Genomic DNA, 14,162 nt, shown 5'->3' on the forward strand with positions numbered 1-14,162 from the left:
CTCTGGCCCGAGGAACAGAGAGGGCTTGGCTGTCATAGAGCGACAGATGCAGGAGAGGGATGGCTACAAACCAGGGCAGGATCAGCCTCCCGATTGCCCGATGTCGTGAACACAGCCATCCTGCACATGTCCCTTGCATTCCTGGCGGATACCCATGTCTGAGCCGAAGAAGCTGGTCCGTGTGCTGATCGCGGAAATACCCAGCGGCTATGAACTCACGATCGAGGCCGACGACGGCCATGTGCTGAGGGTGGTTGCAACAGCCGATCAGGTCGACGCTCTGGCCCGGCAATTCACGAAGCTGGCGGATGACGAGCAGGCAGGCGGCTGACGAGGCCGAGAGGAGGCATGATGGCCAACGATCACAGCAAGGAGCGGAAGCAGGCGGAAGCGGAGTTTGCCAAGACACAGGATCGCGCCAAGCCGGAAGCTTTGAAGGAGCCGATCGTCAGCGCAGCGGATGAGAACACTGCGCGCTTGAAGGCAGCGCGATTGGCGCGCAACGCTGCTGATGAAACAGCAAAGCGCAAAGGGCGGCGGTGAGCCTGTTGGCCCGCTGACGAGGGCAGGAGCCAGAGGACTGCTCGGTCGGGAGCCGGGGGAGGGCGGGTCAGCCGAGTCTCCGGACGCTTATGAGCAGCGAGTAGATGATTTCAGCTGGCCAACGCCTCGCTCATGATCTCGCCCTTCCCTCCGGCTGCCTCACACCAAGCTTCCGCGTTCAGACCCTTGATGCCCTAGACAATCCACCGCCTCGCTACCGGCAGCTACGACCTTCTGCTCGACGGTGCCCTCTTCGGAGGTGTGGTCCGCGAGACATCCAGGGATCACGCGACGGGCCGAGTTGCTGGAAGACCTTCCGCAAGCGCAAAGGCCGAAGCCCTTCACGCAGGTTGAGCATCAGAGAGCGGCACCAGCATCGTTTGTCTCACGGCAGAGACCGACGCTACATGCAAAATGCATGTGCCGGGAACTGTGCGTCGCAGCAAGAGCCGATGCACTGCAGCGTCGCATCATTCTGCTCTTGCGTGGCGCTGCTTTCCGTCCCTAACGGGCGTTTCCTCCCTCGACTTCGGCCTGCCGCTCTGGCGGCCCGCATTCTGTCAGCCGATGCTGGCTCATCCCCTGCTTGGCACCTCAGCCTTCGTTCATGAGGTCGGCGTGCCCGTCTACGAGTTCCTTGGGGCCAGGAAAGAGGCGGAGGGCGTCATGAGCCCTGTCCTCTTCCGGCTTGCCATCCTGGCTGCGAACGACGACCAAGCCGTAGACGTGGCCCAATCCATCGGCCTTGCTGTCCCTGACGATCACGTGAATATCGTCTGGCTCATGAGATCGGACCGGCGCGTCCTGTGGGTCTTGGTGAGCGAAGAAGGCTAGGCAGAAGGTATCGAGAGCGACCGCTCCCGGCTCAATGTGGATGGCCTTCCAGGGTGGCGCGCATCAGTCCTCGCTGGCGCTGTGCCGCTGGCTGTTAAGAGCAGTTTGTCCGCTGATGCTTCCCCCCAGCGAACGGGAATTCATTCCATGGATAGGACGGCAAGAAATAGCCCCAGCGCGTGCCAGACTGGGTTGGGCCTAAGCCGGCGGTCCGCTTTCCTGTAATCGCCAACCTTGGCTACTGGCGCACAGCCTGAGCGGACAGAGCGACGGCACCCTGTAGCCGCCGCACTGCCCAGACATCGGAAGCCTACTCGGCCGCTTCACCCACGTTCGTCTTGCGCGAACGGCCACGGCCCTTGGGCTTCACGGGTGCCGCCGGCTCTGCTTTTGAGCCCCGCGTCCGGCGCTGCTGGCCAAGACCGAGCTTCCGCGCCAGTTCCGAGCGTCGCGCCGAGTAGCTGGCTGCGGTGGACGGGTAGTCCACGGGCAGCACCAGATCGCGAAGGCGTTGGACCTCCCTTCAATTCGGAGGCCGAAGTTGAGTCTTTAGACGAGCTACGAATGCAGCATCAGTCTCCATGTGAACACCGTGGCCGTACGAGGAAGCCCCGCGAGGTTAACCTACGATGGGTGCGCCCGGTTGCGGCTAAGTTCGCGCTTCGGTGGGACAGATGATCCTCTCTTATGTTCACTCTGCCGGCCAAGTACCCCTGAGGACGGCGGCTGAACATCGGCCTGCTGTGTGTAATTGCGTACGCAACCCAGACGTGCATACGGCCACGCTTCAGGAATCCCCTCGGCTATTCGGCTCCTGACAGAGAGGCGAGCACCACGTGTCCGAACCAGACCGCAGACCGATCGCGATCTTGGTGGTGGATCGGGACCGGATCATCCGCATGGTCACAACCGACTTGCTGGAGGATGCCGGTTTTCGGGCCATCGAGGCTCATGATGCCCATGAAGCTCTGGATCTGCTGGAGCGCCATCAAGACGTGCGTCTCCTGATCGCCGGCCACACGCTGCCAGGACAAATGGATGGAATTCGGCTGGCCCATCTGGTTCATAACCGTTGGCCGACCATCAGGATCATCGTCACCTCGGGCGGAATGAGCCGCACTGAAGATGAGCTGCCGCTGGGCGCAAGGCTTATCCGTAAGCCCTACCAGTTCGAGGATCTGCTTCGTGAGATGGAGAGCCTTCTCGGCCAGAACGATGAGCCTGATCAGGGTGCGCCAGTGCTACCCGAGGTGATTGGCCTTCAGACACCACTGAGCGCTGCAAGCGGGGGTGCGCACATCTCCGGCCCAACTCCAGAGCCTGACAACACGTGACGAGGTTCAAGTTTTGGGGCTTGAGCTTGGCAGAGTGTCTTACCGCAAGCCGAAGAACGATAGAACGGCCACAACGACAACAACCAAGCCCACGATGTAGATGATGTTGTTCATGATCTGCTCCTCAAGAGCGATGCCTCATGTTCAACATTAGAGCGAGCAGGGCCGTTCCGTTGGATGAACATACGTACGGCTCTGTGTGAAGCTGAAGCGCCGCCCGATTTCACCACAAAAATCTGCGAGCCCTACCGCCAACCCCGGTTCAGCCCAGTTCCCCCGTGCCACCCCTCTGATCCTCTGATTCGATCCCGCCCCGCGGATGGGCACCTTGGTTCGGCTCTGAGGCTGGCCCCGCGAACACCAGCACGCGCCTCCAGTACGGGTCGGCACAAGAGGCCAGCCTCAAGCGTGCTGTTAGAACCGGTGGCCGCCGTGACGGTGATGTCCGCGGTGATGACGGTGATGGCCATAATGACGGTGGTGATGCCGGTGCCCGTAATGATGGCCGTGATGGTGATGGCCGTAGCCACCCCTGGCTTGGGCATCGCTGATTGATACGCCTGCAATCAGGCTCAAACCGAGGAGGGCAGAGGCAAAGAGTTTCAGCATACGGCGATCCTTCCTTTCGAGCACCTACCACCACGGAACGTGATTGTGCCCTGGAAGGGTTCCCATTCGGAACGGCCTAAATGCCGGCACGTTGAATGTTTGCACGGCTGAGTCTCATCCCCCCTTCGGCCGTGTGCATTTCTGTTCCTCAGCCTCAGCCCTGGCTCTCGCTGGGGCTTTTCTTTGCCTACGGACAGCGCCTCACCGCATCACAGAGCCATAGGATGGTGGGGCTTCAGGCCGATCTTCTCTGTCTCGTCTTGGCTCAGCACCTCGTCAGTAGCGGCTATCTCACAAGCCGGGGCAACTCTCTCTCGAACCAACTCCGCAGCCGCTTCAGCACTCTCGGAAAGCACAACCCAACGCTTCATGACGGGCTCATCCCCTGCGATCCTGGGCGACTGACAGCTGACCACATAGGCTTTAAGGGGGACGGTCTCGGTTGCTGTGTCCATGGCAAGGCTCACTCAGGGGAGCCCATTACGTTCCGCGCAGCCGATCCGTTCCCAAGCTGAGCCGATCAGTAGGCCCTGGTCTATTGGCGTTAGCAATCAGCAGATGGTGTCACGCTCCGACAGGCGAAGAGGACGAGGGCTTTCTGTCGGCACACGAAGATTTAGAAGGCCGCGATCACCGATATGCGGCTGCTTGCCGAGGGCGACACGAAAGCTGGATGAGCGGGAGATCCGGCTTGTGAACGCCACATTCGAGAAGCTGGGCGCCGTCTCTGCGAAGAAGCGACTGGCTGCGTGACGGTGAAGGAGCGGTAGGCAGTTCGCCTACGGCTCCTTCACCACTCTGGCTAGGACAGCACAGAAGGATCAAAGACGTATTCCGTCAGTGCACTCCATTCATGCGAGTGATTTCAACCCGCGTCCCTTGATTTCTCGGCGGAAATTTTGACATGCGCAAGCACGGCGATCCTAGTGCCGGAATCATCGGATAAGAGAATGTCAGAATCCACTCAGGGCACCTTGCCCGAATTCATCGAACTCGCCGCCGAGATCGTTGCGGCTTACGTCTCGAACAACCCTGTTCCTGTGGCAGAGCTTCCGGCCCTCATCGGGAACGTTCATCAGGCTCTGAACGGCCTCGCGACCGGCACGGCTCAGGCCGTTGCGGAAGAGGTCGAGAAGCCGACGCCTTCGCAGATCAAGAAGTCGATCACACCGGACGGGCTCATCAGCTTCATCGATGGAAGGCCCTACAAGACGCTCAAGCGCCACCTCGCTGGGCATGGCCTCGACCCATACAGCTATCGTCAGCGCTATGGTTTGCCCAGCGATTACCCGATGGTGGCCGCCAGCTACGCCGCGCAGCGCTCGGAACTCGCCAAGGCGATTGGCCTCGGGCGTGCGGGTGCGCAGGCAGAGCGGACCAGCGGACGCGGCCGGAAGGCCGCCTGATTGATCTCCAGCTTCCTGGGTACTCGCGGCGAACGCAACGAAGTGCCCAGGAAGACCTTGGGAGCCGCGCTCGACTTCAGACACGATGCCGCCGTCTGGCACACCGTCTCGGATGAGCTACGCCGCTCCTCCCTTCGGAATTATGTTGCTTAAATGCCTCGGCCTTGGGCAATTTTGATCGCGCGCGGTCGCCGAGATAGAAATATCATGCCGTGCTAATGACACTTGCAGATGCGACGTGTTTGTTAAGCCGCAAAGAAACGCATCATAGTGCCGAAGCGTTAGGCACCTCAGGAGTGGCCCGCCTCGGAGGCGGTTAGAGGAATGTCTGTATGCTCTACCTGATGCGTGATGCTTACGACCTGATGCTTACCCCAGCACGCGTCGCAGCAGGAGCAACCAAACAGGCTTTCGAGAATCCGTTCAGCCCCTTTGCTTACACCCCGAACCACCGCGCTGTGGTGGCTTCCTGCGAGTTGTTCGAGCGCGGCACGCGCAGCTACGCCAAGCCCGCCTTCGGCCTGCCCACATCCGAGCGGGTGGTGTGGGAGCGCCCCTTCTGCCGCGTTATCGCCTTCGGTGAGCCCTCGACAAAGCCGAAGATGCTGATCGTAGCCCCCATGTCGGGCCACTACGCGACACTCCTGCGCGGCACGGTGGCGGCCTTCCTCGACACACATCAGGTCTTCATCACCGATTGGGCCGACGCCAAGCTGGTGCCGCCGTCCGCCGGGCGCTTCGACCTCGACGACTACATCGACTACTGCGTGGCGATGTTCGATGCGTTGGGGCCGGACCTGCACGTCATGGCAGTCTGCCAGCCCTCCGTGCCGGTGCTCGCTGCGATCGCTCGTATGGAAGCAGAGGATCACCCGCTGGTGCCGCAATCGGCCGTGCTGATCGGCGGTCCGATCGACACCCAGCGCTCGCCGACCGCCGTGAACAAGCTGCCTCAGGAGCGCAGCATCGACTGGTTCCGGCAGCACTGCATCCATCCCGTTCCGTGGCCGCACGCAGGCTACGGCCGCAAGGTCTATCCCGGCTTCCTGCAACTGGCCGGCTTCATCAGCATGAACCTTAACCGCCACCAGTCGGCGCATTGGGACATGTTCAACCACCTCGTGCAGGGCGACGGGGATTCGGCCGCCAAGCACCGGGAGTTCTATGACGAATATCTGGCCGTGATGGACCTAACGGCAGAGTTCTACCTCCAGACCATCGAGACAGTGTTCATTGACCATGCCATGGCACGCGGCGTCATGCGGCACCGGGACGAACCGGTGGATTTGGGCGCGATCCGCCGCTGTGCGCTGATGGCGATCGAGGGTGAGAAGGACGACATCACTGGCATCGGCCAGACGCGCGCGGCTCTGGATCTCGCCACGAACCTGTCGGCCGAGAAGAAGGTGTACCATCTCCAGATGGGAGCGGGGCACTACGGCATCTTCAACGGCTCGCGCTTCCGGGCGGAGATCGCGCCGAAGATCGCGGCCTTCATGCAGCAGAACGCGACTTCGCTGTCGGGAGAGCTACCGTCAGGTCTCGCGGATCTGACCGCCTCCAGCCCAGATGCGATGCAAGCAGAGCCCTTCGTAGCGGGAGCTCTTCGCGAGCGAAGCTCTCGCGCAGAGCAGCGCTGACGCCGAATTGCACCTGTAGACACCCACGCATGACAGCGTCAGTTGCGGTCAGGCGATGGTAAGCGGCATCAGTGCAGGGTGTCGCGAGGATCTATGATCATCCTCGCGCCGCTGCTTTTCTGAGCCTCCTCCATGAGCCGCTTGGCCCGCTGTTGTAGCTGATCGAACCGCCCATTCAGCAGGGTGTGATGCCTCTGCCGCTTGCTCTCAAGCTGCCGGATGATCCGTTCCTTCTCGGCCTCCGGGCCGGACCATGCTTCAAGCCGCTCGCAGTCGATCTGGAAGCCGAATTCCACATCAGCCTGCGCAGCCAAGGTACTCTGAAGGCAGCCCGTTAGATCATCGAGTTCAAGGCCCTCCGGCAGATCTGGGAGTGGCACTTCAGCCCAACCTTCGCTGGCAAGATCCAAGGCCGACGATCCGGCCGGCGAGGTGAGGGGCAGGAGCACGTTGGAGCCCGCCACGATCGCGCCTGAAGCGTCTCGCAGCGGTGTCGGATGCGGCATAAAGGGGATGAGCGTCCCATCAGGCCGTTCCAGCACGGCCTGCACCCCGCGCACGGCTCGGCCTTCCTTCAGCGCCACTGCCATGGGGCATTGGTCGAGCGGCAGGTGCGCACCTTCAGTCGTGAAGATCCGCCAGGAGCCACACCAGCGTGTCTTGCCGAGTTCGGGCCGGTAGCCCCAAAGATCGGCTGCCGCCTCGTTGTAGTAGGTCAGCCAGCCGTCTGCATCGGTCGTGTAGGCAGGAGACGTGATCTGCTGGAACAAGGCAGCCCGCGACGGCTCATAGTTCCAGCCTCGGTCCGGCGCATCCAGTTCATACGCGGCATCGTCTGGCACGATCGTTAACTCTCCACGACAGGGAGCCTATCGGCTCACCAACCAACCGGCTGCCCCCCTCTGTCGCGAGCTACCTGGGAGCCAAATCTGCCCGTTTAACGGCAGCCTCGGCTCGTCGGGGCGCAGAATGCGCCACACTCCAGATCGTCCAACTCTGCGGGATTGTGCCTTGAAGCTTCCGGGGGCGGTTGCTCCATGACGCCATGACCGGCTCACGCCAGCCTGGGCTCTCCCGTAGTGTCTTGTACGGACGCTCCTAACTCGCACAAGCTCAGCGGCCATACAACGGCTCTGTGACGGGGCGAATACGCTCAACGAGGTGAGACCCGCGCGGGAAAGCCCGCGAAGTCCCTGTTCAAGCCGAACGTCGATCCAGGCGCATCACGCAGCTTCGGCCATTCGCGGTAGGAGTTTTCCGCCATCGACCCTCAGAAGCGCAGAGATCGCCATCTGCTCCTCACGGAAGAACTCGTGCATGGAGCTATAGAATCGATGCATCGAGCGGCACGCCTCGTAGATCGAGTCGTCTGCTTCGCCCTGCGAGAGCTTAAGGTAATCGCTCGCCTTGCGTTCGGCGATCTGAGCGCCAGCAATGCACTCAGCCAGTGCCTTCTGGATCTGAGGCGGAAGATTCTCATTCACCTGAGTGGTTCCTAGCACGCGGCGCGTCTCCCTGGGAGGCGGCGACTAAGCCGACGCCTTTGAAGCGTTGTGTGAGACATCCTCATTGTGCGGGATGTCTGCTTGGAGTGTGAAATGTTGACGCTTCCACGCGCACCGTGGGAGCGGAAGATCGTGCTGTGGCCGCACACGTTCGCGCAGCCCCGAGAGGCTGGTATACCAGACCGGGTTTTTGACCATAACCTTTGTTGCAGGTTGGTGACGATTCCTGCTTGCACCCGCCTCAATGTACGGCCTCGTGCATTGCCAGCGGGAAGATGTTCACCGAGCCCAATTTAGACGCTTAGCGTCTGCGTCAAAATCGAAGCAGTCGCAGTGCCAGCACACCACCCGTTCCTTTTCCAACAACTCGAACGGTCTTTCTCTGCTGCTCGTTTGGGCAGCTCTGAAGTTAGGCTTTCTGATTCACTTGGAGGAAGCGATGGACAAGGATCGAGTGGAAGGCGCGGCCACCAACATGGGCGGCAAGATCAAGGAAGGCGCTGGCAAGCTGACCAGCGACGAGAAGATGCGCCGGGACGGCGTAATGGATCAGGTCAAAGGCAAGATCCAGAACGTCGTGGGCGGCATCAAGGACACGCTCAAAGGCAAGTAGCAGCCGGTTGGCCCTCCCGGACCCGTGACCGGGCTGGTGAGGGCTACCTTGGAAAGGAGAAGTACGATGCTGAAAGGTGGTCTTCTGTGGTTGCTCGGCATTCCGCTGCCGATCATCTTGCTGCTCTGGCTGTTCGGCGTATTTCACTGAGCGCCCAGACCGGAGCGGCCCTGCTCTCGCAATAAGCGCAGCGAATCACTACTCAGAAGCTTACTTCCGCAACGAGTCGAGCCATGGCTCGGCCGTAGCATAGATATCGCCGCTCTGCCGCCAATCGTCGGTCGTCCTGCCCGTGATCTTTGCGACGTAGTCCCGCGTCTCCTTCGGCAGCAGCGAACGGCCGGAGAGCCAATCCCTGACCCGCTGCGGGCCGGCGTTGTAGGCTGCGGCGGCAAACCCAAGGTTTCCGAAACGGGTCCGGTACTCCTTCAGCAGTTCTGCGGATTTCGGGATGGCTTCGAAGGGGTTGAACGGATCTACCAGCCCGCGCGCGCTCGCAGTTCCTGGCATGAACTGAGCGACCCCTTGCGCACCTGCTCGGCTGACGGCTCGGTGGTTCAAGCCGCTCTCCTGTCGCAGAAGGCGCATCAGGAACTCGACCGGCAGGCCGTTGATGACCGCAGCATGTTCGATGAACTCGCTCATGCGCTGCTTGTCACCGAAGAAGGCCGCCGACCAAGCCTCCTCGATCGTCTGGAACGCGGACCGCTCGAAGTGGATGGCGCTGCCCATTATGAGCGCCTGCTGCGCATAGGCGTAGGCAGCGCCTCCAGCAGCAGTGGTCGCAACGATGCTTGGCATGGCCATGCCCACCACGACCGGAGGAGGAGCTTCGGTGGCCACGACTGGACGGCTCAGTGCATCATCGCGCAGCGGAGCGTCAGGGGCATAGACGAGCAACGCGGCGGCTGCGGCGAGCATACCGACCTGTCGGTTCGCGGCGAGCCGGTGGACGGCAGTCATGAGCGCGCGCCGAGCCTCCCTGGCCCGGTACACACTCACACTCGTCTGCCGAAGGAGTTCCATTCCGGGTCCGAACACGACACGTATGGCCACGCTTGCATGGCCGCGACGCTCCCTCAAGCTTGATCGCGCGGCATCCTAAACAACACTGCCATGACGGAAGTTGGGCCGAAGTTCGGGCTCCGCGTAGTCTCGTCCGTTCTACACAGGCTGCTCGCGACTACCGAATAGAATGAGCGATGGCGGACGAGACTTCTGATTCCGGCAATGCCCTGAGGTCGCGCCATGCCATCCGCAGCACAGTCGCTCAGAAGGCATACCAAAGGCCGGACCACTGCAATGGGGGGAGAATCAAGTGGTCGACGAGTCAGCCTCTCACTATGGGACCGATTCGTGCTGATCAGGGCCAATCGGGTTGGGGCATGGACCCCTTGCTTGCCTCTGTGAACTATCCTGTTCACGCTCTCCTTGCGCGATGCCCCCAAGCAAATTGCGTGATCGCCCCCGGGTCCTAGTCTTCCATCAAGTGATTGCTGCTTCAGCGCTATTCGTTACGGCGACCGCAGCGGAATGCTCCCATCGAGCGGCAAATTGCCCCCAGGTGCCGCCAATTTTCCCATTTTGCAGTGCGGCAACAATGCGGCTTTTGTGCAACTCTCGCTGCCCGAAGCGCAAAGCCGCGCCATTCCCGCTGTCATTCCGAGCGCGGCTGTAGAATAGTTCTCAGCGTTGAGACTTGAGGTGGGGCCGTAAGGGGGCGCTTGGCACCATTGGGGCGGAAGCCGACGCGGTCGGCAAACCGGCAATGTTGTGTTCAAGGCTACGGGGCGCACGCCTGAAATCCTTGGGAAGGAAAGACAAAATGATGAAGAACTGGCTCGCCGCGGGAGCGGTCGCGCTCTCCGTCGGTATGACCGGGACCGCCGCCTTCGCTCAGACCACGACGGTTCCGGGTGAGCAGGTCGGCCTCGCGGTCGGCGCCCCGCTCCCCGAGGGCGTCTACGCGCTGAACACGTTCCTGTACCGCTCGCCCGACGTCTCGCCGGTCGATGTCGGGATCAACGTTCCGATCCTGCTGTGGTCGACCCCGTGGAAGATCCTCGACGCCCGCGTCGAGCTCGCCGTCGCCCCGCCGACCGTCTTCTCGTTCGGCCGCGGCCGTAACGGTGGGGCTCTCGACACCAGCATCAACGTCGGCACCTTCGTCGGCGGCATCTTCGCCTGGGATCTGGGCAACAACATTGGCGTCAGCTACCTCGCCGGTGTGTACCTCAACGAGCTCAACGCGGGTCGCGGCTGCGGCATCGGCTGCCTGCCGATCCTGTCGTCGAACACCTACCGCCAGGGCTTCGCCATCAGCTACACCGGCGACGGCTGGAACCTGACCGCGAACCTCACCTACAACTTCTACGACACGCCCTCCTTCTTCTCCGGCGGTGTCTTCCCGACCGCCGGTGGTGCGGCGCGCGGCCCGTACGCTCCGTCGGACGCCCTCAACCTCGACCTGACGGCGACCAAGAAGTTCGGCAAGTGGGAGATCGGTGCGATCGGCTACGGCACCACCGACCTCGCCAACAACTCGCGCTTCTCGCCCGTCGCCCTCGGCGGCGCGCGCGCTGGCTACTTCGCTCTCGGCGGCCTCATCGGCTACGACTTCGGACCCTTCACGGTCCAGGGTTACGCCGCCCGCCACATCGTGAACCGCGTCGCCGGCGCCGAGGCGACCGAGGGCTGGTTCCGCGTGATCGTGCCGCTCTACACCGCAGCCGTCGCCCCGGCTCCGGCCCCGGCTCCCCTGATCCGCAAGTACTGAGACATCACTCAGTATAATCCGCGCGATAAACGACGCGTCGGTCCCCGCGGACCGGCGCGTTTTTCTTTTTCGAGTGTCATAATGCTGTTAGATTGCAAATGGGCCGCAAAACATCCGGAAGTCATCGCGCGCTGGATCAAGCTCATCTCGACTTCGTGAAGCGGCTGACGCCGATACTTGCGGAGCTTCGCGCTGGAGGAATTAATACCCCAACTGAAATTGCCTCTGTTTTAAATATTCGGGGTGAGCCTGCCCCAAACGGCAAAAACTGGTCGGCGCTGCAGGTTGTCCGAGTAGAAGCCCTGTTCTTAAAACAAAGCACGGCCCGCTTCCCTCCAAGCCTTGCTTATATAGATGGTAAGGACAAGCCGAAGAGATGAAGACTGCGCTCACCGTCTGTTACGGCCTGTTATGGCTTGAGCCAGTCGAGTGCGGCGGCAAGGCAGAGGACACCGGCGAAGCTGGTGGCGGTCTTCTCGTAGCGGGTGGCGACGGCGCGCCACTCCTTTAACCGCGCCCAGAGGCGCTCGATCCGGTTGCGGTTGGTGTAGATCCAATCCGGACAGGCGACAGGGGCCTCGTGCCGCTGCGGCGGGATCGCAGGCCGTGCACCCATGCCCCAGATGTGCTCGCGGAAGCGATGGCTGGTGTAACCCCGGTCGGCCACCACCCACTTGGGCACGCCCGGCAGCTGATCGAGCAGCGGGATGGCTGAACCGCTCCAGGTTTTCAGGAGGCTGATTGGCTTGGGTCAGGCGGCCAAGGCTTGGACCTCGGCCTGAGCATAGTAGCGCGCTTCCGCCTCGGCAGGAGGCACGTTGCCGATGGGTTCGAGCAGCCGCCGGTTGTTGAACCAGTCGACCCACTCCAGGGTGGCAAACTCGACCGCCTCGAGGGTCCGCCACGGACCGCGCCGGTGGATCACCTCGGTCTTGAACAGGCCATTGATCGTCTCGGCCAAGGCATTGTCATACGAGTCGCCGACGCTGCCGACGGAGGGCTCGATGCTGGCCTCGGCGAGCCGCTCCGTGTAGCGCAGCGCGAGGTATTGCCCTCCGCGATCCGAATGATGCACGAGCCCGGCACCTCGGACAGGTCGACGCTCGTGCAGCGCCTGCTCCAGCTGTGCGACGGCTTCTGCCGTGGCGGCCACCTGCTCCTTCTAGCTCGCGGTGTAGATCGTCAGCCTCAGCCGGTCTGCTGCGTGCGCCGAGCTGGGGAACAATAGGCAGCGGATGACCCAAACTGTGAACAATGCGCTCTGATCACGCACGGCCAGTAACGCGGTTCTCAACGCAGAGCTTCGATTCGATGGCCGCTGGCGTCAAAATCCAAGCCGGCAAACAGGCGTTACGCTGCGGTTTGAGGCAATCGGTCAGGCGGCGAGCAGAAAGGCACCTACCTGTTTGTCCTTGATCCTGAGATGGGATGGCAGCGCCTGCATGCTCAAGCTTCTCGTGTTCGCCGCTCGCCTCGCTGGACCGAGTGGCATCCTGCGGGCGCCTAGAACTTTCGGCAGGTGATATCTCAGCGCGAAAGAAATCGCTGTTCTCATTCACCACACCGTCGGCTTCGGGTTGCGCTCGTCGAAGCCCTTCTGGTGCCAGTAGGGATAGATCGGCGGCTCCTGGCTTGCTGCGTCCAAACGTGCCAACTGCTCAGGCGTGAGCGTCCAGCCAGTCGCGCCGAGGTTCTGCTTCAGCTGCTTTTCGGTGCGCGCACCGACCACGATGTTGCAGACTGTAGGGCGCGTCAGCAGCCAGTTCAGCGCCACCTGTGCCACGGTCTTGCCCGTCTCTTCTGCGACGGCAACGAGCTCGTCGAGCACGCCGAATAGGTAAGAGTCGGAGACCCGCGGCCCGCCTCTCGCTCCGCCCGCAGCGATACGACCCTGTTGCGCTGCTCGGTCGCGGCGGATCTCGCCGGTGAGCCGCCCCCAACCGAGCGGGCTCCACACCATCAGCCCGACCCCTTGGTCGAGCCCGAGTGGCATCAACTCCCACTCGTAGTGCCGGCCAATCAGCGAGTAGTAGCCCTGGTAGGCAACGTAGCGCGCGAGCCCATAGCGCTCGGAGGTCGCGAGCGCCTTCATGAGCTGCCAGCCCGAGAAATTCGAGGCGCCAATGTAGCCGATCTTGCCCGCGCGGGTGAGGTCGTCAAGCGCGCGCAGCGTCTCCTCGACGGGCGTCAGCGCGTCAAAGCCATGCATGAAATAGACGTCGATGTGATCGGTGCCGAGCCGTCTCAGGCTGGCTTCGCAGGCGCGGATCAGGTGATAGCGCGAGGAGCCGACGCCGTTGACATCCTCGCCACAGCGGAACGTTGCCTTGGTGGAGACCAGGGCGCGGTGCCGCCGACCCTTGAGCGCCTGGCCGAGGATCTCCTCCGCGACGCCCTGCGAGTACATGTCGGCAGTGTCGAAGAAGTTGGCGCCCGCCTCAAGACAGAGATCAACGAGGCGCTCCGCCTCAGCGGCATCCGTCCGCCCCCAGCGCTCGAAGAACTCGCCGATGCCGCCGAAGGTCGCCGTTCCAAGGCCGAGCACGGGCACTTTCAGCCCAGACCGCCCAAACTGCCGATGCTCCATGCAAGCCCCCGTCTGAGCGTTCCTATTTCTGCTCCTGAAGCGCCAACCTGCGACAGTTGAATTCGTGGCATGCTCAAGGGCGGCCAGTCTGTCGAGTCCCGATCTTAATACATTCTGGGATGTCTGCGTCGATCAGCGACACACGCGTTCTGCGACCTGGTGCAGGTGCGATGATCAGGACGCAGTACGGAGTGGACTCACGTTATCGGCCAACTCGCATAAGCCAATCAACTCTTTCAGGCGGTTGGTGACGCGCTGCATCGGCTCGCGGAGGCGCTCAGGATCGCTGATGATGTAGCCTGCCGTGACGTCGCG

Annotated in this window: 14 protein-coding genes and 3 pseudogenes; 9 read left to right on the plus strand and 8 right to left on the minus strand. The window is 62.2% G+C overall.

The genetic code is table 11. The annotated features are described in order from the left end of the window. Window positions 1–154: 154 nt before the first annotated feature. Window positions 155–331: a hypothetical protein gene (locus tag J2X36_RS17605; protein WP_310352080.1), complete on the plus strand. Its 177-nt coding sequence runs from the start codon at window positions 155–157 to the stop codon at window positions 329–331. 17 nt (window positions 332–348) lie between these two features. Continuing rightward, window positions 349–543, plus strand: coding sequence for a hypothetical protein (locus J2X36_RS17610; protein WP_310352082.1), 195 nt, complete (start codon window positions 349–351; stop codon window positions 541–543). Between the two features lie 594 nt (window positions 544–1,137). On the opposite strand, the gene J2X36_RS17615 is transcribed toward J2X36_RS17610, so the two are convergent. Further along, window positions 1,138–1,308: a hypothetical protein gene (locus tag J2X36_RS17615; protein ID WP_310352085.1), complete on the minus strand. Its 171-nt coding sequence runs from the start codon at window positions 1,306–1,308 to the stop codon at window positions 1,138–1,140. A 379-nt stretch (window positions 1,309–1,687) separates the two neighbouring features. Continuing rightward, window positions 1,688–1,870 (minus strand): annotated as a pseudogene (locus tag J2X36_RS17620) (MucR family transcriptional regulator); the annotation flags it as partial. A 343-nt stretch (window positions 1,871–2,213) separates the two neighbouring features. On the opposite strand from J2X36_RS17620, the gene J2X36_RS17625 reads away from it, so the two are divergent. The 4 genes from J2X36_RS17625 (at window position 2,214) to J2X36_RS17640 (ending at window position 6,366) form a co-directional block, all read left to right on the plus strand. Continuing rightward, window positions 2,214–2,711, plus strand: a complete 498-nt coding sequence (locus J2X36_RS17625; RefSeq protein WP_310352087.1) for a response regulator — start codon at window positions 2,214–2,216, stop codon at window positions 2,709–2,711. Between the two features lie 408 nt (window positions 2,712–3,119). Further along, on the plus strand, window positions 3,120–3,266 hold the full coding sequence (locus J2X36_RS17630; RefSeq protein WP_310352089.1) for a hypothetical protein: 147 nt from the start codon (window positions 3,120–3,122) through the stop codon (window positions 3,264–3,266). A gap of 1,004 nt (window positions 3,267–4,270) precedes the next feature. After that, window positions 4,271–4,726, plus strand: coding sequence for a MucR family transcriptional regulator (locus J2X36_RS17635; RefSeq protein WP_310352121.1), 456 nt, complete (start codon window positions 4,271–4,273; stop codon window positions 4,724–4,726). A gap of 332 nt (window positions 4,727–5,058) precedes the next feature. After that, window positions 5,059–6,366, plus strand: coding sequence for a polyhydroxyalkanoate depolymerase (locus J2X36_RS17640; protein ID WP_310352091.1), 1,308 nt, complete (start codon window positions 5,059–5,061; stop codon window positions 6,364–6,366). Between the two features lie 68 nt (window positions 6,367–6,434). Here the strand turns inward: J2X36_RS17640 and J2X36_RS17645 are convergent, their stop codons facing one another. Together J2X36_RS17645 and J2X36_RS17650 are read right to left on the minus strand one after the other, a co-directional pair. Next, window positions 6,435–7,208, minus strand: coding sequence for a PAS domain-containing protein (locus tag J2X36_RS17645; protein ID WP_310352094.1), 774 nt, complete (start codon window positions 7,206–7,208; stop codon window positions 6,435–6,437). A gap of 381 nt (window positions 7,209–7,589) precedes the next feature. Continuing rightward, on the minus strand, window positions 7,590–7,850 hold the full coding sequence (locus tag J2X36_RS17650; protein WP_310352097.1) for a hypothetical protein: 261 nt from the start codon (window positions 7,848–7,850) through the stop codon (window positions 7,590–7,592). A gap of 460 nt (window positions 7,851–8,310) precedes the next feature. On the opposite strand from J2X36_RS17650, the gene J2X36_RS17655 reads away from it, so the two are divergent. Beyond that, on the plus strand, window positions 8,311–8,484 hold the full coding sequence (locus tag J2X36_RS17655; protein WP_310352100.1) for a CsbD family protein: 174 nt from the start codon (window positions 8,311–8,313) through the stop codon (window positions 8,482–8,484). 210 nt (window positions 8,485–8,694) lie between these two features. On the opposite strand, the gene J2X36_RS17660 is transcribed toward J2X36_RS17655, so the two are convergent. Next, on the minus strand, window positions 8,695–9,447 hold the full coding sequence (locus J2X36_RS17660; protein WP_310352102.1) for a lytic transglycosylase domain-containing protein: 753 nt from the start codon (window positions 9,445–9,447) through the stop codon (window positions 8,695–8,697). Window positions 9,448–10,309: 862 nt separating this feature from the next. Here J2X36_RS17660 and J2X36_RS17665 point away from each other — a divergent pair. Beyond that, window positions 10,310–11,260 (plus strand): transporter, encoded by a 951-nt coding sequence (locus J2X36_RS17665; RefSeq protein ID WP_132257041.1) that lies wholly within the window; start codon window positions 10,310–10,312, stop codon window positions 11,258–11,260. A 98-nt stretch (window positions 11,261–11,358) separates the two neighbouring features. After that, on the plus strand, window positions 11,359–11,640 hold the full coding sequence (locus J2X36_RS17670) for a hypothetical protein (RefSeq protein ID WP_132254944.1): 282 nt from the start codon (window positions 11,359–11,361) through the stop codon (window positions 11,638–11,640). 29 nt (window positions 11,641–11,669) lie between these two features. On the opposite strand, the pseudogene J2X36_RS17675 reads toward J2X36_RS17670, so the two are convergent. The 3 genes and pseudogenes from J2X36_RS17675 to J2X36_RS17685 form a co-directional block, all read right to left on the minus strand. Then, window positions 11,670–11,972 (minus strand): annotated as a pseudogene (locus J2X36_RS17675) (transposase); the annotation flags it as partial. 39 nt (window positions 11,973–12,011) lie between these two features. After that, window positions 12,012–12,383: pseudogene (locus J2X36_RS17680) on the minus strand (integrase core domain-containing protein); the annotation flags it as partial. 432 nt (window positions 12,384–12,815) lie between these two features. Further along, entirely contained in the window at window positions 12,816–13,847 is a 1,032-nt protein-coding gene (locus J2X36_RS17685; protein WP_132254943.1) for an aldo/keto reductase, read from the minus strand. Between the last annotated feature and the right edge of the window lie 315 nt (window positions 13,848–14,162).

This window comes from Methylobacterium sp. BE186 (assembly GCF_031457035.1).
Taxonomy (GTDB): domain Bacteria; phylum Pseudomonadota; class Alphaproteobacteria; order Rhizobiales; family Beijerinckiaceae; genus Methylobacterium; species Methylobacterium segetis.

Bases quoted from the DNA above. Each gene is read 5' to 3' on its own strand.
- J2X36_RS17635 (WP_310352121.1), top strand. From the start codon at position 4,271: ATGTCAGAATCCACTCAGGGCACCTTGCCCGAATTCATCGAACTCGCC.
- J2X36_RS17665 (WP_132257041.1), top strand. From the start codon at position 10,310: ATGATGAAGAACTGGCTCGCCGCGGGAGCGGTCGCGCTCTCCGTCGGT.
- J2X36_RS17640 (WP_310352091.1), top strand. From the start codon at position 5,059: ATGCTCTACCTGATGCGTGATGCTTACGACCTGATGCTTACCCCAGCA.
- J2X36_RS17655 (WP_310352100.1), top strand. From the start codon at position 8,311: ATGGACAAGGATCGAGTGGAAGGCGCGGCCACCAACATGGGCGGCAAG.
- J2X36_RS17685 (WP_132254943.1), bottom strand. From the start codon at position 13,847: ATGGAGCATCGGCAGTTTGGGCGGTCTGGGCTGAAAGTGCCCGTGCTC.
- J2X36_RS17605 (WP_310352080.1), top strand. From the start codon at position 155: ATGTCTGAGCCGAAGAAGCTGGTCCGTGTGCTGATCGCGGAAATACCC.
- J2X36_RS17610 (WP_310352082.1), top strand. From the start codon at position 349: ATGATGGCCAACGATCACAGCAAGGAGCGGAAGCAGGCGGAAGCGGAG.
- J2X36_RS17670 (WP_132254944.1), top strand. From the start codon at position 11,359: ATGGGCCGCAAAACATCCGGAAGTCATCGCGCGCTGGATCAAGCTCAT.
- J2X36_RS17660 (WP_310352102.1), bottom strand. From the start codon at position 9,447: ATGACTGCCGTCCACCGGCTCGCCGCGAACCGACAGGTCGGTATGCTC.